At 65.9% G+C, this 23,595-nt stretch carries 25 protein-coding genes; 14 read left to right on the top strand and 11 right to left on the bottom strand.

Translation table 11 applies throughout. The annotated features are described in order from the left end of the window. Positions 1 to 11: 11 nt before the first annotated feature. Positions 12 to 1,178, bottom strand: coding sequence for a 23S rRNA (adenine(2503)-C(2))-methyltransferase RlmN (gene rlmN, locus GYH34_RS13500; RefSeq protein WP_161914029.1), 1,167 nt, complete (start codon positions 1,176 to 1,178; stop codon positions 12 to 14). An 82-nt stretch (positions 1,179 to 1,260) separates the two neighbouring features. Between rlmN and GYH34_RS13495 the strand changes: the two genes are divergently transcribed. Together GYH34_RS13495 and GYH34_RS13490 are read left to right on the top strand one after the other, a co-directional pair. Further along, positions 1,261 to 2,583: a nucleotide disphospho-sugar-binding domain-containing protein gene (locus GYH34_RS13495; protein ID WP_161914028.1), complete on the top strand. Its 1,323-nt coding sequence runs from the start codon at positions 1,261 to 1,263 to the stop codon at positions 2,581 to 2,583. After that, positions 2,580 to 2,951, top strand: coding sequence for a protease inhibitor I42 family protein (locus GYH34_RS13490; protein ID WP_161914027.1), 372 nt, complete (start codon positions 2,580 to 2,582; stop codon positions 2,949 to 2,951). The genes GYH34_RS13495 and GYH34_RS13490 overlap by 4 nt, the downstream gene beginning before the upstream one ends. Before the next feature lie 51 nt (positions 2,952 to 3,002). Here GYH34_RS13490 and GYH34_RS13485 read toward each other — a convergent pair whose 3' ends face one another. Beyond that, positions 3,003 to 3,878 carry a methyltransferase domain-containing protein gene (locus GYH34_RS13485; RefSeq protein ID WP_161914026.1) on the bottom strand — a complete coding sequence of 292 codons (876 nt, stop codon included), beginning with the start codon at positions 3,876 to 3,878 and terminating at the stop codon, positions 3,003 to 3,005. Between the two features lie 235 nt (positions 3,879 to 4,113). Here GYH34_RS13485 and GYH34_RS13480 point away from each other — a divergent pair, with 235 nt between their 5' ends. The 4 genes from GYH34_RS13480 (at position 4,114) to GYH34_RS13465 (ending at position 7,343) form a co-directional block, all read left to right on the top strand. After that, the gene (locus GYH34_RS13480; RefSeq protein WP_161914025.1) at positions 4,114 to 4,647 is read left to right on the top strand and encodes a L,D-transpeptidase; all 534 of its coding nucleotides are present in this window, start codon (positions 4,114 to 4,116) and stop codon (positions 4,645 to 4,647) included. 453 nt (positions 4,648 to 5,100) lie between these two features. Next, positions 5,101 to 5,604, top strand: a complete 504-nt coding sequence (locus GYH34_RS13475) for a YbjN domain-containing protein (RefSeq protein WP_024879729.1) — start codon at positions 5,101 to 5,103, stop codon at positions 5,602 to 5,604. A 5-nt stretch (positions 5,605 to 5,609) separates the two neighbouring features. Next, on the top strand, positions 5,610 to 6,434 hold the full coding sequence (gene proC, locus GYH34_RS13470) for a pyrroline-5-carboxylate reductase (protein WP_161914024.1): 825 nt from the start codon (positions 5,610 to 5,612) through the stop codon (positions 6,432 to 6,434). Between the two features lie 84 nt (positions 6,435 to 6,518). Continuing rightward, entirely contained in the window at positions 6,519 to 7,343 is an 825-nt protein-coding gene (locus GYH34_RS13465; RefSeq protein WP_161914023.1) for a TetR/AcrR family transcriptional regulator, read from the top strand. Positions 7,344 to 7,365: 22 nt separating this feature from the next. Here the strand turns inward: GYH34_RS13465 and GYH34_RS13460 are convergent, their stop codons facing one another. From GYH34_RS13460 to GYH34_RS13450, 3 genes are all read right to left on the bottom strand, one after another. Beyond that, positions 7,366 to 9,858 carry an esterase-like activity of phytase family protein gene (locus tag GYH34_RS13460; RefSeq protein WP_161914022.1) on the bottom strand — a complete coding sequence of 831 codons (2,493 nt, stop codon included), beginning with the start codon at positions 9,856 to 9,858 and terminating at the stop codon, positions 7,366 to 7,368. A gap of 131 nt (positions 9,859 to 9,989) precedes the next feature. Then, positions 9,990 to 10,304 (bottom strand): hypothetical protein, encoded by a 315-nt coding sequence (locus GYH34_RS13455; protein WP_161914021.1) that lies wholly within the window; start codon positions 10,302 to 10,304, stop codon positions 9,990 to 9,992. Positions 10,305 to 10,416: 112 nt separating this feature from the next. Then, positions 10,417 to 10,608, bottom strand: coding sequence for a hypothetical protein (locus tag GYH34_RS13450; RefSeq protein ID WP_026191360.1), 192 nt, complete (start codon positions 10,606 to 10,608; stop codon positions 10,417 to 10,419). A 168-nt stretch (positions 10,609 to 10,776) separates the two neighbouring features. Between GYH34_RS13450 and GYH34_RS13445 the strand changes: the two genes are divergently transcribed. Further along, positions 10,777 to 11,466 carry a dienelactone hydrolase family protein gene (locus tag GYH34_RS13445; protein WP_161914020.1) on the top strand — a complete coding sequence of 230 codons (690 nt, stop codon included), beginning with the start codon at positions 10,777 to 10,779 and terminating at the stop codon, positions 11,464 to 11,466. 57 nt (positions 11,467 to 11,523) lie between these two features. Then, a complete protein-coding gene (locus GYH34_RS13440; RefSeq protein WP_018265794.1) occupies positions 11,524 to 11,736 on the top strand; it encodes a hypothetical protein in 213 nt (70 codons plus the stop codon). 3 nt (positions 11,737 to 11,739) lie between these two features. Here GYH34_RS13440 and GYH34_RS13435 read toward each other — a convergent pair whose 3' ends face one another. Genes GYH34_RS13435 through GYH34_RS13425 form a run of 3 tightly spaced genes read right to left on the bottom strand, consistent with a single transcriptional unit; the run spans position 11,740 to position 14,395 of the window. Next, complete coding sequence (locus GYH34_RS13435) at positions 11,740 to 13,107, bottom strand: ATP-binding protein (RefSeq protein ID WP_161914019.1); 1,368 nt, start codon at positions 13,105 to 13,107, stop codon at positions 11,740 to 11,742. Further along, positions 13,104 to 13,883: a response regulator gene (locus GYH34_RS13430; protein WP_161914018.1), complete on the bottom strand. Its 780-nt coding sequence runs from the start codon at positions 13,881 to 13,883 to the stop codon at positions 13,104 to 13,106. Before GYH34_RS13430 ends, GYH34_RS13435 begins: the two co-directional genes overlap by 4 nt. After that, a complete protein-coding gene (locus GYH34_RS13425) occupies positions 13,880 to 14,395 on the bottom strand; it encodes a MarR family transcriptional regulator (RefSeq protein WP_244635365.1) in 516 nt (171 codons plus the stop codon). The genes GYH34_RS13430 and GYH34_RS13425 overlap by 4 nt, the downstream gene beginning before the upstream one ends. 282 nt (positions 14,396 to 14,677) lie before the next feature. Here GYH34_RS13425 and GYH34_RS13420 point away from each other — a divergent pair, with 282 nt between their 5' ends. The 3 genes from GYH34_RS13420 (at position 14,678) to GYH34_RS13410 (ending at position 17,342) form a co-directional block, all read left to right on the top strand. After that, positions 14,678 to 15,565 (top strand): branched-chain amino acid aminotransferase, encoded by an 888-nt coding sequence (locus tag GYH34_RS13420; RefSeq protein WP_161914016.1) that lies wholly within the window; start codon positions 14,678 to 14,680, stop codon positions 15,563 to 15,565. Between the two features lie 160 nt (positions 15,566 to 15,725). Beyond that, positions 15,726 to 17,144: a glutamate synthase subunit beta gene (locus tag GYH34_RS13415; protein WP_161914015.1), complete on the top strand. Its 1,419-nt coding sequence runs from the start codon at positions 15,726 to 15,728 to the stop codon at positions 17,142 to 17,144. Between the two features lie 6 nt (positions 17,145 to 17,150). Further along, positions 17,151 to 17,342: a hypothetical protein gene (locus tag GYH34_RS13410; protein WP_018265788.1), complete on the top strand. Its 192-nt coding sequence runs from the start codon at positions 17,151 to 17,153 to the stop codon at positions 17,340 to 17,342. Between the two features lie 61 nt (positions 17,343 to 17,403). Here GYH34_RS13410 and GYH34_RS13405 read toward each other — a convergent pair whose 3' ends face one another. The 3 genes from GYH34_RS13405 to GYH34_RS13395 form a co-directional block, all read right to left on the bottom strand. Continuing rightward, on the bottom strand, positions 17,404 to 18,015 hold the full coding sequence (locus GYH34_RS13405) for a L,D-transpeptidase (protein ID WP_161914014.1): 612 nt from the start codon (positions 18,013 to 18,015) through the stop codon (positions 17,404 to 17,406). Between the two features lie 159 nt (positions 18,016 to 18,174). Continuing rightward, positions 18,175 to 19,536, bottom strand: coding sequence for an SGNH family hydrolase (locus GYH34_RS13400; RefSeq protein WP_161914013.1), 1,362 nt, complete (start codon positions 19,534 to 19,536; stop codon positions 18,175 to 18,177). A 98-nt stretch (positions 19,537 to 19,634) separates the two neighbouring features. After that, on the bottom strand, positions 19,635 to 20,204 hold the full coding sequence (locus GYH34_RS13395; protein WP_348983892.1) for a hypothetical protein: 570 nt from the start codon (positions 20,202 to 20,204) through the stop codon (positions 19,635 to 19,637). 145 nt (positions 20,205 to 20,349) lie between these two features. Here GYH34_RS13395 and GYH34_RS13390 point away from each other — a divergent pair, with 145 nt between their 5' ends. The 3 genes from GYH34_RS13390 to GYH34_RS13380 all read left to right on the top strand — a co-directional run bounded on the left by GYH34_RS13390 (position 20,350) and on the right by GYH34_RS13380 (position 23,593). After that, a complete protein-coding gene (locus GYH34_RS13390) occupies positions 20,350 to 21,039 on the top strand; it encodes a ribonuclease T2 (RefSeq protein WP_161914012.1) in 690 nt (229 codons plus the stop codon). A 3-nt stretch (positions 21,040 to 21,042) separates the two neighbouring features. Continuing rightward, positions 21,043 to 21,894 carry a 23S rRNA (adenine(2030)-N(6))-methyltransferase RlmJ gene (rlmJ, locus tag GYH34_RS13385; RefSeq protein WP_161914011.1) on the top strand — a complete coding sequence of 284 codons (852 nt, stop codon included), beginning with the start codon at positions 21,043 to 21,045 and terminating at the stop codon, positions 21,892 to 21,894. Between the two features lie 250 nt (positions 21,895 to 22,144). Beyond that, complete coding sequence (locus GYH34_RS13380) at positions 22,145 to 23,593, top strand: pilus assembly protein TadG-related protein (RefSeq protein WP_161914010.1); 1,449 nt, start codon at positions 22,145 to 22,147, stop codon at positions 23,591 to 23,593. The last annotated feature ends 2 nt before the right edge of the window (positions 23,594 to 23,595 follow it).

The following is a 23,595-nucleotide window of genomic DNA, read 5'->3' as shown; positions in this document are numbered from 1 at the left end:
TCCGGCTCGGCTCACTCCACCGCGAGCCGCGCCCTTGCGCGCAGCTTCTCGGTCTCGCTCTTCAGCTGACCGCAGGCCGCGAGTATGTCGCGGCCGCGAGGCGTGCGCACCGGGCTCGCATAGCCGGCGTTGAACACGATGTCGGAGAAGCGCTCGATCGTCTCCCAATCGGAGCATTCATAAGGCGCGCCCGGCCAGGGGTTGAAGGGGATCAGATTGATCTTGGCCGGAATGCCCTTCAGCAGCCGCACCAATTCGCGCGCCTCCGCCGGGCTGTCGTTGACGCCCTTCAGCATCACATATTCGAAGGTGATGCGCCGGGCATTGGAGGCGCCGGGATAGTCGCGGCAGGCGTCGAGCAATTCGCGGATCGGATATTTCTTGTTGAGCGGCACCAGCTCATTGCGCAGCGGATCGCGCACGGCGTGCAGCGAGATCGCCAGCATAGGCCCGCATTCGGCGCCGAGCTTCTCGATCTGCGGCACGACGCCGGAGGTGGAGACGGTAATGCGCCGCTTCGATAGCGACAGTCCGTCGCCGTCGGACATGATCTCGATCGCATCCTCGACCTGCTCGAGATTATATAGCGGCTCGCCCATGCCCATGAAGACGATATTGGAGACCGCGCGCGCATCCGGCCCCGAGGGCACGAGCCCGTCGGTGGGCGGCTCGAGGCCGGGAAAATCGCCGAGCCGCGAGCGCGCGACGAGAAGCTGCGCGACGATCTCGCGCGTCGAGAGATTGCGCACCAGCTTTTGCGTGCCGGTGTGGCAGAAGCTGCAATTGAGCGTGCAGCCCACTTGGCTGGAGACGCATAAGGTGCCGCGGTCGCTCTCGGGAATATAGACGCATTCGATCTCCGCGCCTTTGTCGTTGGCGTCGACAGGATCGAGCCGCAGCAGCCATTTGCGCGTGCCGTCGGTGGAGACCTGCTCCGCCGCGATTTGAGGCAGCGCGAGCGTGAAGCGCTCGGCAAGCTTTGCGCGCACGACTTTCGAGATGTTGAGCATCTCGGAAAACTCGCGCGCGCCGCGGAAATAGATCCAATGCCAGAGCTGCGAGACCCGCATTCTGATCTCGCGCTCCGGTATCTCTATGGCGCGCAGCGCATCTGCCAGCTCGGCGCGCGTGGCGCCGGCGAGCGATGGCCTGGGATCGGAAGCGGAAGCGGCGGTCATCTGGGTCCTCTTTCTCGGGAAGAAATCAGTATAACATGCGTGCCGGCCGACTCCATGGGGCGGAGAGGGGAACGAAGCGGATATGGGAGACGGGCGGAAAATCGTCATAGCGACCTTCGGCTCGCTCGGCGACCTCAATCCTTATGTGGCGCTCGCGCATGCGCTGAAGCGCCTCGGCTTTCGCCCGGTGCTCGTCGCCAGCGCCTTTTATCGGGAGTGGATCGAGAGCGAGGGGCTCGGCTTCGCCGTCATGCGGCCGGATATAGACGAGCTGGCCGCTCGGCTCGGCATGGATATCGGCAGGCTCGCCGATCGTGTCGCGCGCGAGGACGGCTTCATGTTCCGCGAGCTTATCTTTCCCTATCTGCGCGAGAGCTATGAGGATGTCGCCGCCGCCAGCGAGGGCGCGGCGGCGATCGTCGCGCATAGCATCTGCTTCTCGGCCAAGCTCGCGGCGGAGCGGCTCGGCGTTCCGCTGTTCGACGGCGTGGTGTCGCCGCTCTTTCTGCTCTCCGCTTATGATCCGCCGCTCGGCCCGCGCTCGCGCTTTCTGGCGCGGCCGCGCTCGGGGCTCGGGCTCGCCTATAATAAGGCGCTCGGCTTCGTGCTGACGCATTTTCTGGCCTTTCAGGGGCGGCCGATCGCGCGGCTGCGGCGTGAGCTCGGCCTGCCGCGTCGGCGGGGGCGCGCGCTCTTGACCGGAAGCCCCTATGCGTTGGGGACGCTCGGCCTGCTCAGCCCGCTGCTGGCGCCGCCGCAGCCCGATCATCCGGCCGATCTCCTTGTCGCCGGCCACACTTTCCACGATCGCTTCACCGATGCGGCGGAGGATTTGCCGGCGGGGCTGGCGGAGTTTCTCGCCGCGGGCGAGCCGCCGATCGTCGTGACGCTGGGCAGCTTCGTCGTCCGCGCCCGCTCGGATTTCTACCGCGCCGCCGGCCGCGCGGCGATGCAGCTCGGGCGCCGCGCCGTGCTGCTGGTTGCCGATGAGGAGCGCGAGGCGCTGGCCGAGGGATTGCCGCCGCAGCTCTTCGTCGCCGGCCATATCCGCCATTCGCTGCTCTTCCCGCGGGCTGCGGCGATCGTGCATCACGGCGGCGCGGGAACCTGTGGGCAGGCGCTGCGCGCCGGGCGGCCGCAACTCGTCGTCCCCGTCTTCGGCGATCAGCACGACAATGCCGCTCGAGTGGCGCGTCTCGGCGTCGGGCGGCGGCTGCCCTATGAGCGCTGCGCCGCCGACCGCCTGACGAAGGAGCTGGGCGCGCTGCTCGCCGACGCGCGTCATGCGCAGAAGGCCCGCGAGGCCGCCGATCGCATAGGCTGCGAGGATGGCGCCGCCGCGGCTGCGGCGAAGATCGCCGAGCTGATCGGATGTGCTGCAATTGCAGTCGAGGCTTTACGATGACAAAGTCGATTCTTGTCGCGATCGCGATGATTTTGCTCGAATTATCTGCGGTTCAGGCCGGGGAGGGGCGTCTGTCGCTGACCAAGGGCGAGACGCGGACGATCGAATTCGTCGAGAATCCCTCCACCGGCTATGTCTGGCGCTTCGATCGCGAGGCGAGCGAAAATCCAGCCATCGTGCGGGTCGTGGACGGCGGTTTCGCCCCTTCGGGCGACGAGTCGGAGCCGCCGCGCGCCGGCGCCCCCAGCCTGCGCATTTTCCGTATCGAGGCCGTCGTTACGGGCAGAGCGCGTCTCGTCTTCGTCGAGGAACGGCATTGGGAGAAGCAGGCGGTCCGCCGCCGCGAGGTCGAGGTTCGAGTGCGTTAGCGCTCGGCGAGCTCGGGTTTCGAGCGCCCCCTGGGACTGCGAGCCTTCGGGCTAGTCCGAACTGTCCTTCGCCTTCAGCGCATCGGCGAGGCGCATTTGCGCCGAGCCCGGCTGCAGCGGCTTCTGCTGACTCTCATGCGGCGCCCAGCCGGAGAGCCAAACCAGCTCCATCGTCGCGCGCACGCGGCCGTCGGCGTCGGAAAAGCGCATCGCGTAGATTTCCGCCGCCCGCAGCAGAATGGCGCGCCGCAGTGGCTTGTGGGAGCGCTGCGTCAGCACATTGGCCGCGCCCATGGCGCGCAGCTCGGCGCAGAGCGCGAACATGGAATCATAGCGCAGCGTGAAGGAATCGACATCCGTGACCGGCAGGGCGAAGCCCGCCCGCTGCAGCAGCCCGCCGAGATCGCGCAGATCGACGAAAGGCGAGACGCGCGGACTGGCGCCGCCGGAAATCTCGTCCTCCGCCTGGGCCAGCGCGGCGCGCAGCTCTATGAGGCTCGCGCCTCCCGGAAAGCAGGCCAGAAACAGCCCATCCGGCGCCAGCATGCGTCGCGCCTGGGCGAGCGCGCCGGGCAGATCGTCCACCCATTGCAGCGCAAAGCCGGAGACGATCAGGTCGAAAACCTCGGCCGCGAAGGGCAGCGCCTCCTCCTCGGCGACGAGATCGACGCCCGCCTCGTAGAAACGCCCGGCCCGCAGCGGCGCGGGGCGCCCGCCGGCGACGATGGTCTGCGCGAAATGCGTCGCTGGGGTGCAGAGATCGAGCGAGCGGGGGAAGGGGCGCTTAATGCCCGCCAGCCGGTCGGCGAGATCATCGGCGGCGCGCGCCAATAGAAAATCTGGCGCGCCGCGCGCCGCGGCCCGCGCCAGCCGGCGACGCAGCAGAGCGCGATCGAAGATCGCCGGCGCTCGCTGTTCTTTCTCCATGCTCCGTCATGCCCCGAACGCGCGCTCCGCGCAACCGCCGCCCTGCGCGCCGGAAACGAGGCGGCCGAAATAAGGCGGGGATTTCTCGGCATTTGTCGCGCTTTAGCGAGACAGGTAAGGAAATCTTAGTGTTAAACCGTAACCGCAACTATGGGATGGCTGGCGCGGAATATGGCCCGAGCTAGAATGCGCGACATGTTCGAATGCGACGCCGGCCATTCGGAGAAGGTGAGTCATGTGCATTTCGTTTCGTCAGCGTATTTCGCGTTTCACGGCTGCGGCGGCGTTCGCCGGCGGCCTCGCTCTGCCGGGGGCGGCGAGCGCGGCGCATAATGTCGTCTCCTACAGCGCCCCGGTCCAGGCGGGCACTGTGGTCATCAGCGCCCGCCAGCGCAGCCTGTTCCTGGTCAATGGGGATGGCACCGCCATTCGCTATCCGGTCGCCGTGCCCAAGGCCGGCAAGGAATGGTCCGGCTACGCCCATATCGACGGGAAATATGTGAATCCTGATTGGGTTCCGCCGGCGGTGGTCAAGCACGACCATCCCGAGCTACCCAATTTCATCCATGGCGGCTCGCCGCATAATCCGATGGGCGTCCGCGCCCTGACGCTCGACCGCAACCAGGTGGCAATCCACGGCACCACCAATAAGATGCGCGCCTCGGTCGGCACGGCCGCCTCCTATGGCTGCATTCGCATGCTGAACGAGGATGTCGTGGACCTCTATGAGCGCGTCGGCGTCGGCACGCCGGTGGTCATGACGCCCTGATCGCGCGTTTCGATCGATCAGAACTCACGCCCCAATAGAGAATAGAGCGCGTCATCCGATCGGATCAGAGGGGTGACGCGCTCGAAAGACGAAAGCGGAACAGCTCCAAGGCCATCGCGCAGCTTCGCGCAAGCCGAGCGGCGGAGACTTGTCCCATGGTTTTTCGTTCCGTGAATGCTTCAGCTTGTGGACGTCGGCCCGCCGCCTGTAGACCGGCCGGAACGAATCCACCACTGTGCGACAAATCGACGAACGCACTTGAGGTTCGCGCCCACGAAGAGTTGAGTCGGCGGCATTTCAATCGTTTCGAGTATAGTGAACGAGCAGGACGATTCGTTATCGTCGGCGGTTTCCGAGCAATGGGAACGCGAGGCTCGCAGTCAGCGTATGCGTCTCTGAAGAGAGAAGCGTCCGTCGCCCTCGTCTGGCCGACCCTCACATTAGGTTTCGCTCATGCTGATCGCACCTGACAAAGACTTCGACCGTCCCCTGCATCCCGTCGACATTGTCGAGCAATTGGCGGCCACCAACGACTGGAGCTTCGATCGTGACGCCGAGGACGAGATTTCCATCTCTGTCGCCGGCGGCTGGACCGACTATCATGTCGCCTTCACCTGGCTGGCGGAGCTCGAGACGCTCCATGTGAGCTGCGCCTTCGATCTGCGGGTGCCGGAGCGCCGCCGCACCGAGGCGCAGGCGCTGATCCGCACCATCAACGAGCAGCTTTGGGTCGGCCATTTCGACCTTTGGCCGACCGAGGGGGTGGTCATGCACCGCCAGGGCCTGCTGCTGACCGGCGGCGCTCAGCCCTCCGGTCCGCAATGCGCCGCTCTGCTGGACCATGCGCTGGAGACTTGCGAGCGCTATTATCAGGCGTTCCAGTTCGTGCTCTGGGCCGGCAAGGGCGCCAAGGAGGCGCTCGAGACCGCGACCTTCGAGACCAAGGGAGAAGCGTGATCCAAATGGCCGAAGCGGCCGAGCTGCCCCGCTCCATCACCCTGGTCGGGGCCGGAAAAATGGGTTTCGCCCTGCTGCAGGGCTGGGCGGCTCGCGGGCTTTCTGGCGCGGGTGTGACCATTGTCGAGCCGCAGCCATCGCCGGCGCTCGTCTCGCTCGCGCAGGAACGCGGCTTTCGCCTCAATCCCGAACATCGCGAGGCCCCGCGCGCGCTTCTGCTGGCCATCAAGCCGCAGGCGCTGGATCAGGTTGCGCCGACGATCGTGGGAGAAGCCGGCGCAGACACGCTCATCGTCTCCATTCTCGCCGGCAAGCGCGTCGCCGATCTTTCCGCGCGGCTGCCGCAGGCGCGGCTTTTCGTGCGCGCAATGCCCAACACGCCGGCCGCCATCGGCCGCGGAATCACCGGCGCCTTCGCCGCGCCCGCCGTCGATGCGGAGAATCACGCGCTGGCCGAGGCTCTGCTCGCCGCCGTCGGCGAGGTGGTTTGGGTGGAGAGCGAGCCGCTGGTCGACGCCGTGACTTCCGTGTCCGGCTCCGGTCCGGCCTATGTCTTCTATTTCGTCGAATGCCTCACCCGAGCGGGGATCGAAGCCGGCCTGCCGGAGGTGACGGCGGCGCGGCTCGCCCGCGCAACCGTTTCTGGCGCCGGCGAATTATTGCGGCAGAGCGCCGATACGATGCCGGCGACGCTTCGTCAGAACGTCACTTCGCCCGCCGGCACCACCGCCGCTGCGCTCGAGGTTCTGATGGCGGGCGACGGCCTCGCGCCGCTGCTGGAGCGCGCGGTCGCCGCGGCGAAGCGGCGGGCCGGGGAATTGTCCGGCTGAGCGGCGCGAGGCGCTTCCGATTTGGCGAAATCACCCTAAATTAACTTGGAAGCGGCTGGCTTCGAGCGATGTGAGGAGGCGGCGATGGCGACGAGCGGCAAGACCAACGAAACGGGCAATGGAAGCGGCTCGGTCCGCGACCGTATCGTCGAATCCTTGATGCGGCTGGCGGCGCGCCGCGCCTTCGAGGATATCGCCATCTCCGACATTGCCCAGGACGCCGATGTCTCGCTCGCGGATTTCCGCGACAGCTTTCCCTCCAAAGGCGCCGTGCTCGCGGCTTTCTCGCGCAAGATCGACCGGCAAGTGCTGGAGGATTTTTCCGGCCGCTACGCCTCGGAGCCCGCCAAGGAGCGGCTCTATGAGGTGCTGCTGCGCCGTCTCGAGGCGCTGGAGCCCTATCGCAATGCGCTGGAATCGGTGTCGCAATGGGCCTCGACCGATCCGCTGGCGGCGGCCGCGCTCAACCGCGAGACGGTCAATTCCATGCGCTTCATGCTGGAGGCCGCCGACATAGACAGCGAAGGCGCGCTCGGCGCGTTGAAGCTGCAGGGCCTCGCCATCGCCTGGTGGCGCGTGCTCGGGACCTGGTTCGACGATCGCGACGTCGAGCTCTGTCGCACCAAGGCCGCGCTCGACCGCGAGCTCTCGCGCAGCGAGGCGGTGATCGAGCGGATCGAGGATGTGAGCCGCTTGACCTCGCCGCTGCGCGGTTTGGCTCGGGCGGTGTTCCGTGGAGTGACCGGCCGCCGTCGTCATCGCCATCATGCGCGCGACCGCGACGATGAGTTCGAGGAAGACTATGAGGAGGCGCGTCGGCGTCACCACCACGCCGAAGACCATCCTCACGCCGAGGGCCATCACCAGGGCGAAGGCCATCGCCGGCATCAGGACGACGCCACCGCCTGACGGCGGCGTCGTCCCGCTTTCATCAAAAGCCGATGCGCACGGCCGTCGTCACCGAATGGGCGACGGCCCCATTGCGAGTCGCGACATCGGCGTCATAGCCGATGCGCCAGCCGATATTCGGCGCGAGATCGCCTTGCGCGCCGACGCCGACCGTGACGGAGTTGCGATCATAGGTCGGAATGAGGATCGTTTGCGTCGCCATTTGGCTGAGCACGCCGGCGAGGCTGACGTTCACGCGTCTGGGATCGCGGTCGAGCATCTCATTATAGGCGACCCGCACCCAAGGATTGACGCCGAGAAAAGAGGCCGAGAGCTCGCCGCCGAAGCGCAGCGTCGTCGCATAGGTCGAGTGCTCTGGATAAACGACATTGCCGCCGGCGGCGCCGCTCTCCGTATAGCCGCGAATGGTCGCATGGGTCTGCGTCACGCCGAAGAAGGGCGTGAATTGGAAGGCGTCTAGCTTGAGCTTGGCGCCGATCTCGCCGCCGAACGCGTAAGAATCGACGCTGGTGCGGCCGACGCCGGTGAGCCCATAGGCGCCGAGGCGGCGAATGTCCGAGAAGCCGACGTCCGGCGAGAAGGTCGCCGTTCCGTGCAGATAGAAGAGATCGCCGAAATAGCCGGCGTAGAGGCTCGGCGAGACGGTCGGCGAAATGTCGAAATAGCCCAGCGCGCCGCCGCCATATTGGCCTGCGCGCACCGTCGCCGCGACGCCCACGCGAATCTCCTTCCAGCCATAATCGACGCCGAAGGAGCCGCCATAGAGCGTGCGGTCGCCGTCGAGCCCGGGCCGCGACGAAGTGGGGCCGAAATCGACATTGCCGCCGAGCCAGGTCGAGAGGCCCTGCGCCGCGAAGACGCCGCTCTGCGCGCGTCGAATCGATTGCAGCTGCGCGATGACCGGCGCGGCGGCGCTGGAGGCGAGGCCGAGAGCGCCGGCGTCGATGCGTCCGAGCACCTGGGGCGTCGTATCGCGCATGGATTTGAGGAACAGCGGATCGACGGCGGTCGGCAAAGTGAGCTGATAGACGAGGACCATATTGTCGTTGTTCTGGCCGGAGTTGTAGCTCTGGCCCTGCATCACGCCATTGGTCGTGGTGAAATCATTGTCATTGGAGACGAAGAGATAGAAGTCGTTCGGCCGGCCCTCGACGAGCGTCGGGACGAGCGCCATGCCCTCCCATTTCTCCGACAGGGTGAGCTGCGATTGCGCCGACTGGCCGGGCGCGCCATTGTTCAGATTGAGGCCGAAGCGGGCGAGCTGCGTCGGGTTGAGCATGTTCACGAGCTCGACAGACTGCGCCGGCGTGATCGCCGGATTCAGCACGCCATTGGGCGCGACCTGGCCGCCCGCCGTCGTATCGGCGGCCGTGCCGGCGACATTGGTCGCCTGTCCGATGTCGACGAGATAGATGGATTTGACCATGATCGGATTGCCGCCCGCCGAACCCTGGCCGGTTCCGTCGCGCGCCAGCACGAGGAACTGCTTGTCGTTGAGCGCCACCATCTCGCTCTGCGCCGCGGTGCGATTGGCGCTGCCGCCATCGCCGTTCTGCCTGTAGGTCGGCAGCTGCAGCACATAGGTCTCGATCGGCGCCGCCGGCGTCGGATTGAGCGAAATATCATAGACCAGGATGCGCGTATTGTTGCGCGTTTGCTGTCCAGAGGCCTGGTCCTGCATCGTCGCGCTCTGCAGGATCGCGAAAAGCCGGTTGCCGTCCGGGCTCACCGAGACCGCCTCGAGGCCTTGATTGTTGCGGCGTCCCGTCGTCGGCGCGACGGTCGAGTTGAAGTCGATCGCGCCATTGGTTCGCGGCAGCAGCGAAGAGGGAACGCCGACCGAGCCGACGAGATTGCCATTGGCGTCGAAATAGAAGATCGACGGGCCATATTCGTCGCTGACGTAGAAGCTGCGGTCGGTCTTGAAGGCGAGGCCCTCCGCGTCGAGCGATATCTTGCCGGCGCCTATGCCGGCGGCAGGGCTCGGCGCGAGGCGGCCGAAGAGAGTGACGGCGCCCGACCCAGAATCGGCGCCGGTGAAGGTCTTGCCCTGATTGTCGCGCAGCAGGACGCCGCCGTCGGGCGATATCTGCACCTGGTTCTGCGAGCTGGTGGAGGCGGGGAGATTCGCGCCCGAATAGGGCGAGAAGGCGATGTTGAAGCGCAGCAGCCGTCCCGCATAATCGGAGAAGACTCCATTGGCGGGATCGTTGAGGCCGCGGTCGGGCAAAGCGAGCATGGTCGCGACGAAAGTCGAGCCGCTGCGCCGCCAGGAATAAGGGTCGATGGCGAGGCTCGAGAAGGAGCCGAGCGTGTCGCCGAGGAAGTCGATCGTTCCCGCCGGAAGACGCCCCGTTCCGACGAGACCTTGATTGGTGAAGGTCACGCCACCCAGGCCGACGGAGGCGGCGCCGTCGTTGGCGACGACATTGGGCGTGCGGTAGGTCTGCGCCATTGCAGCGCCGTGCAGCGCCAGCGTCGAGATGGACGCGAGCAACAAGTTACGAAAAGGCATTTTATCCCCCGGCTTTAGCTTGGCCGGAGGTCTATGGCCGCCTGTTAACGATTCCGTGACAGTCTGGTCACGATCGCTAACAGGACGGAAACATTCTCAGGCTGTGGCCCTTCCGCCACAATTCGCGAGCGTCACAAGGAGACGTAGACGAATTTGAGGCCCTTGAGCGTTGGATAGTTCTCGCGCAGCGCCTTGGCGATCTTGCCGACGAGTTCCTTGTCGCCGGCGGCCGAGGGGCCGACGAAATCCGTTCCCTGCATCCAGGTTTCCAGGAAGCAGTGGAGCGTGTTGTCATAGGCGTCGTCGGTCGGATGCGCCGTCTTGTCGGCGAGCGAGGCGATTCCGTCCGTGCTGACCTCGAGGCGCCAGTCGCGGTCGTCGACGACCGAGCCGATCAGCTTCGCAATGTCGGCGTCGGTCCAATCGCCCTTCAAATCAACGGCCATTTTTTTCGCTCCTTGCTGCGCGCGGCTTCGGCGGCGCGGGACAAAATGGACGAAGGGCCGGGATCGCCTGTCGGATAGCCGACAGGCGCACATCGCGGCCCTTCCCGCAGGCTCACTTCTTGGTGAGCTTGGCCACCGCCATGTCGATCGCGGTCGTCGCTTCGCCGACGGTGAGCCACGCCTCGGCGCGGTCCTCGTTCTTGAAGGATTTGCCGAGATTATACGGCTCCTCGCCCGGAACGTGCAGGAAGCAGGCCCATTTCCCGTCCGCCTGCTCCTCGACCGTCACTTTGTAGTCCGCCACGCGGTCCTCCTGTTGCTTTGCTGCGTCTGTTCTCACGGTGCGTCGGTCCGTCTCCGGCGCGGCCATGAAGAAGCAGTTTGGGCGCCATATGGCGAGACTTGCGGCGGCACGCTTATTGAACCTCGCTTTATGACCGGCGTGGGCGCCGGCGCGAGGAGGACGCACCCCATGACCGACATTGTGGAAGGGCCGGCGCTGGCCGCCCTCTCCTGCGGCAAGCCCGCTTTTCTCGTCGTGATGCTGCATGGGGAGGGCGCGGACGGCCAAACCATGGTCGATCACGCGCTCAATTGGGCGCCGACCATGCCCAAGGCCGAGTTTCTCTCCGCCGAGGCGCCCGCCGGCGCCGATGGCGTGAAGCGCTGGTTCGACGCCGCTGATCCAGAGGGGCTGGCCAAAGGGCTGGCGGCGCTGGAGCGCTTTCTCGAGGCGGCGCTGGCCCAGCGCCGGCTGCCGGCCTCGCATCTGGCGCTGGTCGGCTTCTCACAGGGGGCGACGCTCGCGCTGCTGGCTGGCGTCGCGCGGCCGGGGCCGGCGGCGGCGGTGGTGGCTTTCGCTGGCGGTCCCTATGGCGCGGCGCCGTCCATCGGCCCGGATGGCGCGCCGCCCGTGCTGCTGATCCATGGCGACGCCGACGCGATCTCGCCGCTCGCGGCCGTGCGCGAGACCAAGGCCGCTCTCGCAGGGCAGGGCGCCAAGGTCTTGTCGATGACGCGCAAGGGCCTCGATCATGCGATGGACGACGACGGGGTGATCGCCGCCGGCGATTTCCTCACCGAGCATGTCGTGCACAAGAAGAGCGCGGCGCATGAGGACGATCACGATCATGACCACGACGATCACGATCATGCGCATTGAGGCTCGGCACGGCTCTTGCGGGACGAGGTCAGGCACATTGCGAAAGGAGATCAGAACATGGCCCTGACCGCCGAGGACATAAAAGAAGGCAAATGCTACGCGACCCGCGGACCCGAGCGATACAAGGTGATCGCCATCAATCCGCGCGGAATCGTGACCTTCCTGACTTGGGAAGGCAATCAGAAGCCGAGCCCGCTGCGCGCCAATTGCGGCATGAAGGCCTTTCTGGAAGGCGTGACGAAGGAAATCCCCTGTCCGGCGGAGGGCTGACCGTCACACCGGCAAGGTGACGGTCGCGCGCAAGCCGCCGAGCGGCGAGCCCTCGAGCGTCACTTCGCCGCCATGCGAGCGCATGATGTCGCGCGCTATGGCGAGGCCGAGACCCGAATGGCTCTCGTCCTGATTGCGCGACTCGTCCAGCCGGTAGAAGGGCCGAAAGGCGTCTTCTCGCCGCTCGACCGGAATGCCCGGGCCATCGTCGTCAATGTGGATGGTCAGCATATGGCCGTCATTGACGGCGGTGAGCGATATGTTTTGCGCATAGCGTTGGGCGTTGCCGACGAGATTGGCGAGGCAGCGGCGAAAGGCGGCCGGGCGCACGGCGACCTGCCTGCGGCCAAAAAAGCTCGTCTCGGCCCGAAGGCCGCGCCGCTCCGTATCGGTCTTCAGCTCGTCCAGAATGGCGGTCACATCGGTCTCCGCCGTCGCCTCGCCGCCATCGCCTCGCGCGAAGGCGAGATAGGCCTCCACCATGCGCTCCATCTCGTCGACGTCCTTTTTCATCTCGGCCGTCTCCGCCGTCTCGCCGATGAGGGCGAGCGAGAGCTTGAAGCGCGTGATGATGGTGCGCAGATCATGCGACACGCCGTTGAGCATGGTGGTGCGCTGCTCAATGGCGCGCTCGACGCGGCGCTTCATCTCCAAGAAGGCGGCGCCGGCCTGCCGCACCTCGCGCGCGCCGCGCGGGCTGAAGGCGACCTCGCGGCCCTTGCCGAACTCCTCCGCCGCGCGGGCGAGGCGCAGAATCGGGCGGATCTGATTGCGCAGGAAGGAGGTGGCGATGGCGATGATGACCAGAGACGCGATCACGGTCCAGATGAAGAAGATTTCCGAGTTCGACGCATAGGCCTGGGTGCGATGCGCGAGTAGCCGCATCACCGAATCGTCGAGCGCGACTCTGATTTCCACTATGTTGGAGCGCCCCACCGTGTCGATCCAGAAGGGGCGTTGCAGGCGCAGCGACAATTCCCGCGACAGCGTATGGTCGAGCAGCGAGAAGAAGGGCTTGGCGGCGGGCGGCGGCAGCGGCTCCTTGGGCAGGAAATGAACGTCTATGCTCAAATCCTCGCCGGCGATGCGCTGGATGATGTCGCGATGCTCGTCCTTGGGAAAGGCCTCGTAGAAATCGATCAGCCCGGCGACGTCGCGCGCCACGGCGGCGGAGAGGCGAGACGTCACCGCCTGCCAATGCCGCTCCATGAAGAAATAGGCGACCGCCGATTGCAGCAGCACGATCGGTAGAATCACGATCAGCAGCGAGCGGGCGTAGAGGCCTTTGGGCATGCGCTCGTGCAGCCAGCCGGCGAAGCGCCGCCAGAGCTGGCGCGGGGCGTCGAGCGCGGCGGGGAGGGCTGAGGTCATTGCGCTTTTCCGTATTCCTCGTCCGGTCCGATGACGGCGTCCGCCCACAGCCTGTAGCCGCGGCCGCGGATCGTCTGCAAATGGCGCGGGCCTTGCGCGTCGCTCTCGAGCTTGCGGCGCAGCCGCGCCACCTCGACATCGACGCTGCGCTCGCCCGCGCTCTCGACTTTGCCATTGACGAGGCGTTGCGCCAACCTCTGCCGTGACACGATCTCGCCCGCATTCATTGCCAGCACGCGCAGAATCTCCTCTTCGCGAGTCGTCAAATGGACGATTCGATCATGCTCGCGCAATCGGCCCTTTTCGAGATCGAAGCCGAAAGCGCCGAAGCGCACGCTCGCGGTCGCCGGGGCGGGGCGGGTGGCGCGGCCGGCGCGGCGCAGAATGCTGGCGATGCGCAGCGACAATTCGCGCGGCTCGAAGGGCTTGGCGAGGTAATCGTCGACGCCGGCCTCCAGCCCGGCCACGCGATCGGCCGTCTCGCCGCGCGCGGTCAGCATGAGAATGGGGGAGGAGCGCAGCGGCTCCGCCTCGGCGCGCAATTTGCGCGCGAATTCCGGCCCGCTCTCGCCCGGCATCATCACGTCGAGGACAATGAGGTCGAAGGTCATGTCCGCGAGCCGCGCGCGCGCCTGGGCGGCGTCGGCGGCGGCGCTGACCAGATAGCCCTCGGCGGCGAGATAGCGCGACAGCAGCGAGCGTATGCGCCTGTCGTCGTCGACGACGAGAATATGCGGGCCGGGCTCGGCCGCGGTCTGCGCCGCCGGCGCGCTCATGCGGCGTCGTCTTCGGCGAGCGGCCGCCGACGCCGGCGCGGCGGCAGATGGGCGCGCACTTTCTCGCGGTCCGGGGCGTTGACCATGGCCAGCAGAAAATCGACGGTCGCCTCGCGCGCCTCCGGCGGCAGCTCGCCGAAGACGCGGCGGAAGCGCTCCGATTGCAGCGTCGCCAGCTCCTGGGCGAGACGCGCGCCCTTGGCCGTCGGATAGAGGAGGCGCTGGCGACGATCGGTCGCGCCCTCGCGCGCCTCGACGAATCCGGCGTCGAGCAATTGCTTGAGCACGCGGTTGAGGCTCTGCTTGGTGATTTTCAGAATATCGAGCAAAGCGGCGATGGCGAGGCCGGGGCGGCGATAGACGAAATGCAGCACGCGGTGATGAGCGCGGCCGAACTGATAATTCTCCAGCAGCCGGTCGGCGTCGCCGACGAAATCGCGATAGGCGAAGAAGAACAGCTCGATGAGATCGAACATGGGCTCGCTCTCGGGCGCGGGCTCGCGTCCGACCAGCGTTTGCGCCGAGGCCGGGCGCAATGGCTTGCGTTCGATGGATGTTTTCACGTCGGGAACCGCTATATGTCGGTGCAAGCGAAAAACCGTGAACCGTGCCCAAAGAGGGCGCTCGCGGGGCGAGACGCTTCTTTCGGCGCCGCGCGAACGCCCTGAACTTATACGTCAGCTATATTGACATATTTCTGACCGATGGCTAGTGGTTCGGAGAAGGCCGGCTCGAGACCGGCCGCCGCATGGGACGGCCCCCCTTTTTCGCCCTTGACCTCATCGGAGTGTCGGATGTCGGTTTTGCCCTTCGACCAGCGCGACGGCTACATCTGGTTCAATGGCGCGCTCATCCCCTGGCGCGACGCCAAGCTCCATGTTCTCTCGCACGGGCTGCACTACGGCTCCAGCGTGTTCGAGGGCGAGCGCGCCTATGGCGGCGTGATCTTCAAATCGACCGAGCATTCCGAGCGCTTCAAGCGTTCTGCGCAAATCCTCGACTTCGAGATTCCCTATAGCGTCGCCGAGCTCGACGCCGCCAAGGCCGCGGTGGTGAAGGCCAATGGCTTCGACAGCTGCTATGTGCGGCCGGTGGCTTGGCGCGGCAGCGAGATGATGGCCGTCGCCGCGCAGAATTCGACGATCAATGTCGCGATCGCCGTGTGGGACTGGCCGAGCATGTTCGACGTCGCCACCAAGATGAAGGGCATTCGTCTCGACGTCGCCGATTATCGCCGGCCCGATCCGCAGACCGCGCCCTCCCTGGCCAAGGCGGCGGGCCTCTATATGATCTGCACCATCTCCAAGCATCGCGCCGAGCGTCGCGGCTACGCCGACGCTCTAATGCTGGACTGGCAGGGCCGCGTCGCCGAATGCACCGGCGCCAATATCTTCTTCGTGAAGGACGGCGTGCTGCATACGCCTCTCGCCGATTGCTTCCTCGACGGCATCACCCGCCGCACGGTCATCGATCTCGCCCGTCGTCGCGGGATGGAGGTGGTCGAGCGTCGCATCATGCCGGAGGAGCTGCCGGAGTTCAGCGAATGCTTCATCTGCGGCACGGGCGCCGAGGTCACTCCGGTCGCAGAGGCCGGCCCCTATCGCTTCACGCCGGGCGCCATCTCGCGCACGCTGATCGAGGACTACACGCGCGAGGTCGATCCGAAAGCGGCCGCCGCCTGAGCTTCGCCGCGTAAAAGCGCGCGCTAAAGAGACATTCGCGCGCCGGCGACGGGTCGAGAAAGCGATATCCGAGACGATTTGCTTCGTGTCCTACGCGTCTTCGTGGTAAAAAATCCCTCGAAGACGCCATTGACGCGACGGGCCGAGGGGTTGGCGAGGCATGGGAAAGGTCACTGGGTTTCTGGAAGTCGACCGGCAGGACCGCAAATATAAGCCGGCCGCTGACCGTATCCGCCATTATGACGAATTCGTCATTCCTCTCTCCGAGGAGGCGACGCGCAATCAGGCGGCGCGCTGCATGGATTGCGGCATTCCGTTCTGCCACAATGGCTGCCCGGTCAATAATCAGATCCCGGATTGGAATGATCTCGTTTATAATGGCGAGTGGCGCCGCGCGCTGGCCAATCTCCACTCGACCAATAATTTCCCGGAGTTCACCGGCCGCGTCTGCCCCGCGCCCTGCGAGGCCTCCTGCACGCTGAATCTCGTCGACCAGCCGGTCACGATCAAGACGATCGAATGTTCGATCGTCGACCGCGGCTTCGAGGCGGGCTGGATCGTGGCCGAGCCGCCGAAGACCAAGACCGGCAAGCGCATCGCCGTGGTCGGCTCCGGCCCCGCCGGCCTCGCCGCCGCCCAGCAGCTGGCGCGCGTCGGCCATGACGTGCATGTCTATGAGAAGTTCGCCAAGGCCGGCGGCCTGCTGCGCTATGGCATTCCCGACTTCAAGATGGAGAAGCACCTCATCGACCGCCGTGTGGCGCAGATCGAGGCGGAAGGCGTGGCCTTCCACTATAATGTGCATGTCGGCGTCGATCTCGAGACGGAAAAGCTCGTCGCCGAGCATGACGCCGTCGTTCTCGCAGGCGGCTCCGAGCAGCCCCGCGATCTTCCCATTCCGGGGCGCGATCTGCGCGGCGTGCATTTCGCCATGGATTTCCTGCCGCAGCAGAACCGTCGCGTCTCCGGCGAGCCGCTCGTCACCAATGAGCCGATCCTCGCCTCCGGCAAGCATGTCGTCGTCATCGGCGGCGGCGACACGGGCTCGGACTGCATCGGCACTTCGGTGCGCCAGGGCGCGCTTTCGGTGACGCAGCTCGAGATCATGCCGCGTCCGCCGGAGAAGGAAGCCAAGCTCGTCACCTGGCCGGACTGGCCGCTGAAGCTGCGCACCTCCTCTTCCCATGACGAGGGCTCGACGCGCGAGTTCGCGGTGATGACGCGCGAGTTCATCGGCGCCGACGGAGCCGTCACAGGCCTGCGCTGCGAGCGCGTCGACGGCAAGCTGGCCGCCATTCCCGGCAGCGAGTTCACGCTGAAGGCCGATCTCGTGCTGCTGGCCATGGGCTTCGTCTCGCCGGTCCGCGAGGGCCTGCTGGAAAAGCTCGCGGTCACACTGGACCCGCGCGGCAATGTGGCCGCCGACGTCAAATCCTATCGATCGTCACGCGAAAAAGTCTTCGCGTGCGGAGACATGCGGCGCGGGCAATCGCTCGTCGTATGGGCGATCCGCGAGGGCCGGCAGTGCGCCGCCTCGGTGGACGCCTTCCTGATGGGCGAAACAAATCTACCGAGGTGAGGAAATATGCCCACGGCCCTGTGGTACTGTGAGAATATCGGAAACTCCGCGCTTCCCTATCTGCTGCTGGCCATGCCGATCGGCGGAGCCTATCTCTATGGGCAGAAGAAGACGCGCATCGCCTGGGCGCTGATCGGCGTCTGGGTCGTCGCGCAGATCATCATGTCCGGCCTGACCAACGCCAATTGCGTCGGCTGACGCTGCGGAACCAGAAATAACGCCGGCGTTCGTCGTGAGACGAGCCGCCGGCGATTCTCGTTCAGAGAACGCGGACCTGCGTGCCGACCTTAACGCGGCTATAGAGGTCGCTGACGTCGCCATTCAGCATGCGGATGCAGCCGGAAGAGACGCCATGGCCGATCGTCCAGGGCTCGTTGGAGCCATGGATGCGGAACATAGTGTCGCGGCCGCCCGAATAGAGATACATGGCGCGTGCGCCGAGCGGATTATTGGCTCCGCCGCTCATATGGCGCGGCAGATCCGGGCGGCGGTGCAGCATGGCCGAAGGCGGCGTCCAGGCCGGCCAGGCCTCCTTGCGGCCGATATGCGTATGGCCGCGCCAGGTGAAGCCCGGACGGCCGACGCCGACGCCATAGCGGATCGCCTGGCCATCGTTCATCGACAGATAGAGAACGCGATTCTGCGTGTCGACAGTGATCGTGCCCGGCCGCTGGCGGGTCGGATCGGCGACGACCGAGCGCGTCGAGGAATATTCGCCGGAGAGCTGGCCGTCCGCGGAGGACGGAGCGCTTGCCGCCGAGCGTCCGCTGAACAGAAAGGCGAACGGGTTTTCGAAAGCCTGCGCGGCGGGCGCGGCGCAGCCGAAGCCCAGCGCGAGCGCGACAGAAAGAGACGAACGACGAAAATACATGATGGATACTCCCTTCGAGGCCCTCGGGCCTTTCGAGCGGGAGAAAAATGCAGCGCCGGGGCGGCCGTTCCCTCGAGCCGCCGGCGCCGGCGCGCTTCATTCGAGACGAATTGAATGCGGAATTGACGGTTTCCGCGCGTTTTGAGCGAACGGTCCCGCTCAGCGCGTCTCGGCGGCCGCGGAGGGGACGACGGCGGGCGCCGGGGTCGAAGCCTGCGCAGGAGTCGGCGTGGAGACCGGCGTGACCTTGGCGCCGCCTCGCGGCCAGGAGAAATCATCGGCGCGGCCGGGCTGGCTCGGCTGCTCGCCGCCCTCGACGAAGATATGATCGACCAGCGCGCGCGCCGCGGCGGCCTGGGCCTCCCCGGTCGTGGACGGGGATTTCACGCGCCGCGCCAACTCGCCGTCCGCCGCGACGGCGGCGCTCGTCAGCGACTGCGTCTGGCCGATCGCCGGCCGATCCGCCGGCAGAGTGGGCGCGACCGCGGGAGCCGGGCCGCTCGGCGCGATGATCTGGACCGGCGGGGCGACGACGGCGGCCTCTGCGGGCGGCGTTCCCTCGGCCGGGGGCAGGGCGGCTTCCGCCGGCGCGGCGTCTGGCGCAGGGTGGCGCGCGTCGAAGAGCCGCTTGATCTCGCCCTCGACGAAATGGGCGAGCTTTCGCGCGCCGACATCGGTGAAATGGACGCCGTCCGCCGACCGCAGCTTGACGATGCGCCCGTTTATATCCGGGCCGAAGGCCTGATATTGGTTGCGCTCATCGGCGAAGGCCTCCCAAATATCGATGAAAGCCGCGCTGTCCTGCGCCGCCGCCTGGCGATAGATGTCGTTGAGCTTCGCCATATCGGCGGCGAAATGCTCGCTCTTGGTGACGGGCAGAGAGACCCAGACGAGCGGAATCTTCTTCTCGCGAAACGCCGCGCGCACAGTCTCCACCCGTTGGGCGTAGCGCTCGCGCCAGCGCGGCGACAAGGTCTCGATCGTCTCCGCGCCCTCGTGAATGGCCTGACGATCATTGGAGCCGATCATGATGACGGCCATGTCGATCTTGTCGCCGCCGGCGAGCAGCTCGCGCGCGGCCTTCGGCCAATCGAAATAATCCTCGCGCACGAGGCCGGTGCTGTCCTTGGCCTTGTGCAAAATGCGAATGTCGGCGCGGTCCGAATAGGCCTCGTCCAAGCCGTCGGCCAGCATTTGGCCCAGGCTGTCGCCGATCACCGCCACCTGGAAGGGCGGCGGGGCGTTGGGGTCCTCGGGCTTTTGCGTTTTGTCCTTTTTGGCCGCCTTGCTCTGGCCGTGCCAATAGGCGGGCGCGCTATATTCGCGATGCGGCACCAGCCGGCGCATGCGGCCGGTCTCGCGCGCAGCCGGGCGCGCCTGCGGGGGATGCTGTCGGCCGCCGAACAGCCCTTGAAAGAAATCCCCGACCGCATCCTGCGCCCGCGCGCTGTCCACGCCGCTAAAGAGCAGCGCGAGGAGAAGAATCGCGAAAAGGCCGAGGGTGCGGGAGAGGCTGCGCATATCGCCAATATAGCGCGGCCCCGGCGCCAAAGCGATCCGGCGCCGCGCTGAGGCGCGCGGGGCGGATCGCTTCGCCGTTCGCGGCTGCGCTCGCGCCATTATCGCAAATGGGCGGGCGCTTGCGGATTATGCGCCGGATCGGTGTCGTGCTTGGAAAGCTTCTCCACGACGCCGCCGCCGACGAAGGGCGCGAGATCGGCTTCGAGCGCGTCCGCAGCGGCCTTCGGATAGACCTCCTCGCCTTCGACATAAAGGGAGAAGGATTTGACGTGCTTGGCTTTCTTGACTGGGTCCTCGATCGTCGCCTTGGTCCATTTGTAGAGCGGAAAATGTTCGACGCCCTGCTTCTCCGCCTCGGCGACATAATGGGCGAAAGCGTCGAATTGATTGCTCAGCGCGGCGTGATGCTTGGCCAAAATCGCTGCGATCGGCGCGAGAGCGGCGTTCTGCGGATCGGTGCGGGCGAGCTCGGCGTAGTCGTCACTGATGTTCAGCCGGATCTGATAGCGCAATTCTTCGCTCATCTTCATGCTCCTGATTTCGGGACGCCCGGACGCCGCGCCGTCCTGGCCGTCGATTGTCGCTGCGGGCGCCGGCTCGGTTCGCGCCGCTTCGGCGAGCCCGAGCAGCGCCATTGCGGCGAAGAGCGTGTGAATTGCGCTCGGCATGTGGCGTTTCTCCGTGGCGTCGTCCCAATATCCTAGTGAATAGATAGGTTACGTCAACGCCTGTCGGCTTTCGCCGAGCCGCCGCTTGACGCGGCGCCTCGCGCTCCGGCATCAATCCGCATCCGGGCTTTTTCGGAGCGGGCGCATGTTCGAGCAAACGACCCAAGTCGGCGCCGTCCTGGCGCTCCTGTCGCTTTTCGCGCCGATCGGCGCCATGGCGGAGCCGGAGCGGAGCGCGGCGATCGATCCGGCGGCGGCGCGCGGCGCCGGCGGCTTCGATTTCTACGTGCTGACGCTCTCCTGGTCGCCGGCCTTTTGCGAGAGCGGCGGCGGTCGTGAATATCGTGCGCAATGCGAGCCCGGCCTCGGCAAAGGCTTCGTCACCCATGGCCTATGGCCGCAATATGAGCATGGCTTTCCGAGCGACTGCGACGGCGCCGCGACGCCCTCGCGCATGGCGCTCGAGCATGTCGCCGGCGTCTACCCCGACGAGGGGCTGGCGCGGCACGAATGGCGCAAGCATGGCCGCTGCTCGGGCAAGAGCCCGACCGATTATTTCCTCGACGTGCGCCGCGCGACGGAGAGCGTGACCATTCCGGCGCCGCTCGAGCGGCCGCGGCAGGCGCAGAGCTTCGCGCCGCTCGACATTCAGCGCGCCTTTATCGCCGCCAATCCGCGGCTGCGGCCGGGCATGCTCGCGGTCACTTGCCGCAAGGGCGCGCTGCAGGATGTGCGCATCTGCTTCTCGCGCGATCTGCGCGAGTTCCGCCCCTGTCCAGAGATCGCGCGCGGCGCCTGCCGCGCGGGCGAAATCTCCGTGCCGGCGCCCTTGTAGACGATGAATTATCGCCATGGGTTTCATGCCGGCAATTTCGCCGATGTGCTCAAGCATGCGCTGCTGGCGCGGCTTCTCCTCTATCTCACGCGCAAGGAGACGCCGTTTCGCGTCATCGACACACATGCGGGAGAGGGCGCCTATGACCTTTCCGCCGACGCCGCCGAGCGCACGGGCGAGTGGCGCGGCGGCATAGGTCGGCTGGCCGACCTCTCCGGCGCCGATGCGCGGCTGCGCGAATTGCTCGCGCCCTATCTCGATATCGTCGGCCCGCTCGGCGCGGAGGGGCGGCCGGCGCTCTATCCCGGCTCGCCGCAGATCGCGACGCGCTTCATGCGCGCGCAGGATCGCGCCGTCTTCTGCGAATTGCGGCCGGACGCTTTCGAGGCGCTGCAGACGCGCTTTGCGCGCGACAAGCGCGTGAAGGCCATTCACCTCGACGGCTATGTGGGCCTCTGCGCCTTCGCGCCGCCCAAGGAGCGGCGCGGGCTCGTGCTGATCGATCCGCCCTTCGAGCAGCGCGACGAGACCGAGCGCATGCTGAAGACTTTTCTCGACGCGCATCGTAAATGGCCGACGGGGATTTATGCGCTGTGGCGTCCGATCAAGGACGCAGGGGAATCGCGCTGGCTGATCCGCGCCTTGCGCTCCAGCGGCGTGAGGAAAATTCTGCGTCTCGATCTCTGGGTCGGCGAAGCCGAGGCGGATGCCAAGCTGCGCAGCACCGGCCTCCTCGTCGTCAATCCGCCCTACACCTTCGAGGAGGAGGCGCGGGCGATCTCGGCCTTTCTCGCCGAGCGCTTAGCGCAGGGGCCGGGGGCCGGATATGAGATCGAATGGGTGAGCGGGGAATGAGCCGCTATCCTGGCATCTTTCCCGATTTTTTGGTATTTTGTTCCCGATTGGGACGTGGCCCTGCGTGGGGCGGAAATAGTTTCTTGGAACTTTCGCTCATAAGCTGAGACTGAGATTATCAAGAGCTGGAGCATGACGCTGAGGGCCCAGCCTTCGACGGCTCCGCCGACAGGGGCGCATGAGCGCTCCGGCGTCGGACGTTTGATGTCGAGCGACGACTCTTCCTTCTCCAGAAGAGGCGTATGCGTAAATGTTCGGCATTCGAGTTCTGGCCGCTCTCGTCGGCTTCGCGGGGGACCGCAAGGGCAGCGTCGTCTTTATTTTCGCCTTGGCGGCTCTGCCGCTGCTCATAGCCGCCGGCGGCGCGCTCGATTATGCGACGACCGGCAGAGTGCAGACGCAGCTCGGCGCCATCGCCGATTCCGCGGCGCTGGCGGCGACGACGCCCGCGATGATGCTGCAAACCGCGACCAGCGGTCAAACGGCGGCGACGAATATGTTCGCGGCTCAGGCGCAGCAGATCAAGACGCTGACCTATGATGCGACGAAATTGACGGTGACGGTCAATGACGCGACCTCGACCTTTTCGAAGATCAGAACCGTCAACGTCTCTTATACGGCGGAGATCGTCAACGCCTTCGGCTCGTTCTATCGCAATACGACGACGACCTTCACGGTGAAGGCGGCGACCACCGCATCTACGGCGCGTAATATCGATTTTTATCTCGTGCTGGACAATTCGCCGTCGATGGAGCTTCCCGCGACGACCGCGGGCGTGAATGCGATGACGGCCGCGACGGGATGCGCCTTCGCCTGCCATGAGAACAACTTCTCGGAGGCGGGATATACGATCCAATATCCCGGCTATGGAACGATCGACAGCTACACCTATGCGAAGAACCAGGGCATCGTTCTGCGCATCGACAATGTGCGAGAGTCGGCGAAGAGCCTGGCGAGCACGGCTCAGGCGATGATGGCGGCGAATGGCGCGAATTATCGCTTCGCCGCCTATGCCTTCAATATGGGCTTCACGCAGCTTGTGGCGTTGACCGCGGCGACGAGCGCCAATGTGAGCGTCATAGCCGCGGGGATCAACGTGATGACGCCGCCGCTGATGGAGAAGGAGAATTATCTGCCGGCGGGCGCGAGCTACACCTATCCGACCAGCGCGTCGACATGGACGTCGGCGACGATCGGCGGCAGTCCGCTCAACACGCGCAATGCGATGACCGACATCGGCATGGCGCTGACGCAGGCCAATAGCCTCATCGCCAATCCTGGCAATGGCACGAGCGCCAGCGGCGACTCCCCGCAGAAGGTATTGCTGCTGGTGACGGATGGCCTCGTCGACGGAAACTTCGTCTCCAACGCCGCCTGCAACAATTATCAGAAGAGCTATTCGAACAGCTTCGGCGCCTTCTACCGCTGCCTCGGGCCGCTCGATACGTCCTATTGCACGACGATCAAGAATCGCGGCATTCGCATCGCCGTGCTCAACACCGTCTATTATCCGACGCCGGACAATGGCGGATTCTTCGACGCCGCCGTCAAGCCGTTCCTGTCGCAGGTCGGCGACGCGCTGAAGAGCTGCGCCTCGACGGATTTGTATTTCGAGGTGGATGGCGGCGGCGACATCAGCAATGCGATGACGATCATGTTCCAAAAGGCGGTGACGACGGCGGCGCATCTCACAAAATGAGC

Origin of the sequence: Methylosinus sp. C49 (assembly GCF_009936375.1) — a bacterium.
GTDB lineage: Bacteria > Pseudomonadota > Alphaproteobacteria > Rhizobiales > Beijerinckiaceae > Methylosinus.
This window is presented reverse-complemented; position numbering and strand designations above follow the sequence as displayed.

What these genes read in the sequence shown, in the direction of transcription:
- rlmN (WP_161914029.1), bottom strand. Translation starts at nt 1,178, where the DNA reads ATGACCGCCGCTTCCGCTTCCGATCCCAGGCCATCGCTCGCCGGCGCC.
- GYH34_RS13495 (WP_161914028.1), top strand. Translation starts at nt 1,261, where the DNA reads ATGGGAGACGGGCGGAAAATCGTCATAGCGACCTTCGGCTCGCTCGGC.
- GYH34_RS13490 (WP_161914027.1), top strand. Translation starts at nt 2,580, where the DNA reads ATGACAAAGTCGATTCTTGTCGCGATCGCGATGATTTTGCTCGAATTA.
- GYH34_RS13485 (WP_161914026.1), bottom strand. Translation starts at nt 3,878, where the DNA reads ATGGAGAAAGAACAGCGAGCGCCGGCGATCTTCGATCGCGCTCTGCTG.
- GYH34_RS13480 (WP_161914025.1), top strand. Translation starts at nt 4,114, where the DNA reads ATGTGCATTTCGTTTCGTCAGCGTATTTCGCGTTTCACGGCTGCGGCG.
- GYH34_RS13475 (WP_024879729.1), top strand. Translation starts at nt 5,101, where the DNA reads ATGCTGATCGCACCTGACAAAGACTTCGACCGTCCCCTGCATCCCGTC.
- proC (WP_161914024.1), top strand. Translation starts at nt 5,610, where the DNA reads ATGGCCGAAGCGGCCGAGCTGCCCCGCTCCATCACCCTGGTCGGGGCC.
- GYH34_RS13465 (WP_161914023.1), top strand. Translation starts at nt 6,519, where the DNA reads ATGGCGACGAGCGGCAAGACCAACGAAACGGGCAATGGAAGCGGCTCG.
- GYH34_RS13460 (WP_161914022.1), bottom strand. Translation starts at nt 9,858, where the DNA reads ATGCCTTTTCGTAACTTGTTGCTCGCGTCCATCTCGACGCTGGCGCTG.
- GYH34_RS13455 (WP_161914021.1), bottom strand. Translation starts at nt 10,304, where the DNA reads ATGGCCGTTGATTTGAAGGGCGATTGGACCGACGCCGACATTGCGAAG.
- GYH34_RS13445 (WP_161914020.1), top strand. Translation starts at nt 10,777, where the DNA reads ATGACCGACATTGTGGAAGGGCCGGCGCTGGCCGCCCTCTCCTGCGGC.
- GYH34_RS13440 (WP_018265794.1), top strand. Translation starts at nt 11,524, where the DNA reads ATGGCCCTGACCGCCGAGGACATAAAAGAAGGCAAATGCTACGCGACC.
- GYH34_RS13435 (WP_161914019.1), bottom strand. Translation starts at nt 13,107, where the DNA reads ATGACCTCAGCCCTCCCCGCCGCGCTCGACGCCCCGCGCCAGCTCTGG.
- GYH34_RS13430 (WP_161914018.1), bottom strand. Translation starts at nt 13,883, where the DNA reads ATGAGCGCGCCGGCGGCGCAGACCGCGGCCGAGCCCGGCCCGCATATT.
- GYH34_RS13420 (WP_161914016.1), top strand. Translation starts at nt 14,678, where the DNA reads ATGTCGGTTTTGCCCTTCGACCAGCGCGACGGCTACATCTGGTTCAAT.
- GYH34_RS13415 (WP_161914015.1), top strand. Translation starts at nt 15,726, where the DNA reads ATGGGAAAGGTCACTGGGTTTCTGGAAGTCGACCGGCAGGACCGCAAA.
- GYH34_RS13410 (WP_018265788.1), top strand. Translation starts at nt 17,151, where the DNA reads ATGCCCACGGCCCTGTGGTACTGTGAGAATATCGGAAACTCCGCGCTT.
- GYH34_RS13405 (WP_161914014.1), bottom strand. Translation starts at nt 18,015, where the DNA reads ATGTATTTTCGTCGTTCGTCTCTTTCTGTCGCGCTCGCGCTGGGCTTC.
- GYH34_RS13400 (WP_161914013.1), bottom strand. Translation starts at nt 19,536, where the DNA reads ATGCGCAGCCTCTCCCGCACCCTCGGCCTTTTCGCGATTCTTCTCCTC.
- GYH34_RS13395 (WP_348983892.1), bottom strand. Translation starts at nt 20,204, where the DNA reads ATGCCGAGCGCAATTCACACGCTCTTCGCCGCAATGGCGCTGCTCGGG.
- GYH34_RS13390 (WP_161914012.1), top strand. Translation starts at nt 20,350, where the DNA reads ATGTTCGAGCAAACGACCCAAGTCGGCGCCGTCCTGGCGCTCCTGTCG.
- rlmJ (WP_161914011.1), top strand. Translation starts at nt 21,043, where the DNA reads ATGAATTATCGCCATGGGTTTCATGCCGGCAATTTCGCCGATGTGCTC.
- GYH34_RS13380 (WP_161914010.1), top strand. Translation starts at nt 22,145, where the DNA reads ATGTTCGGCATTCGAGTTCTGGCCGCTCTCGTCGGCTTCGCGGGGGAC.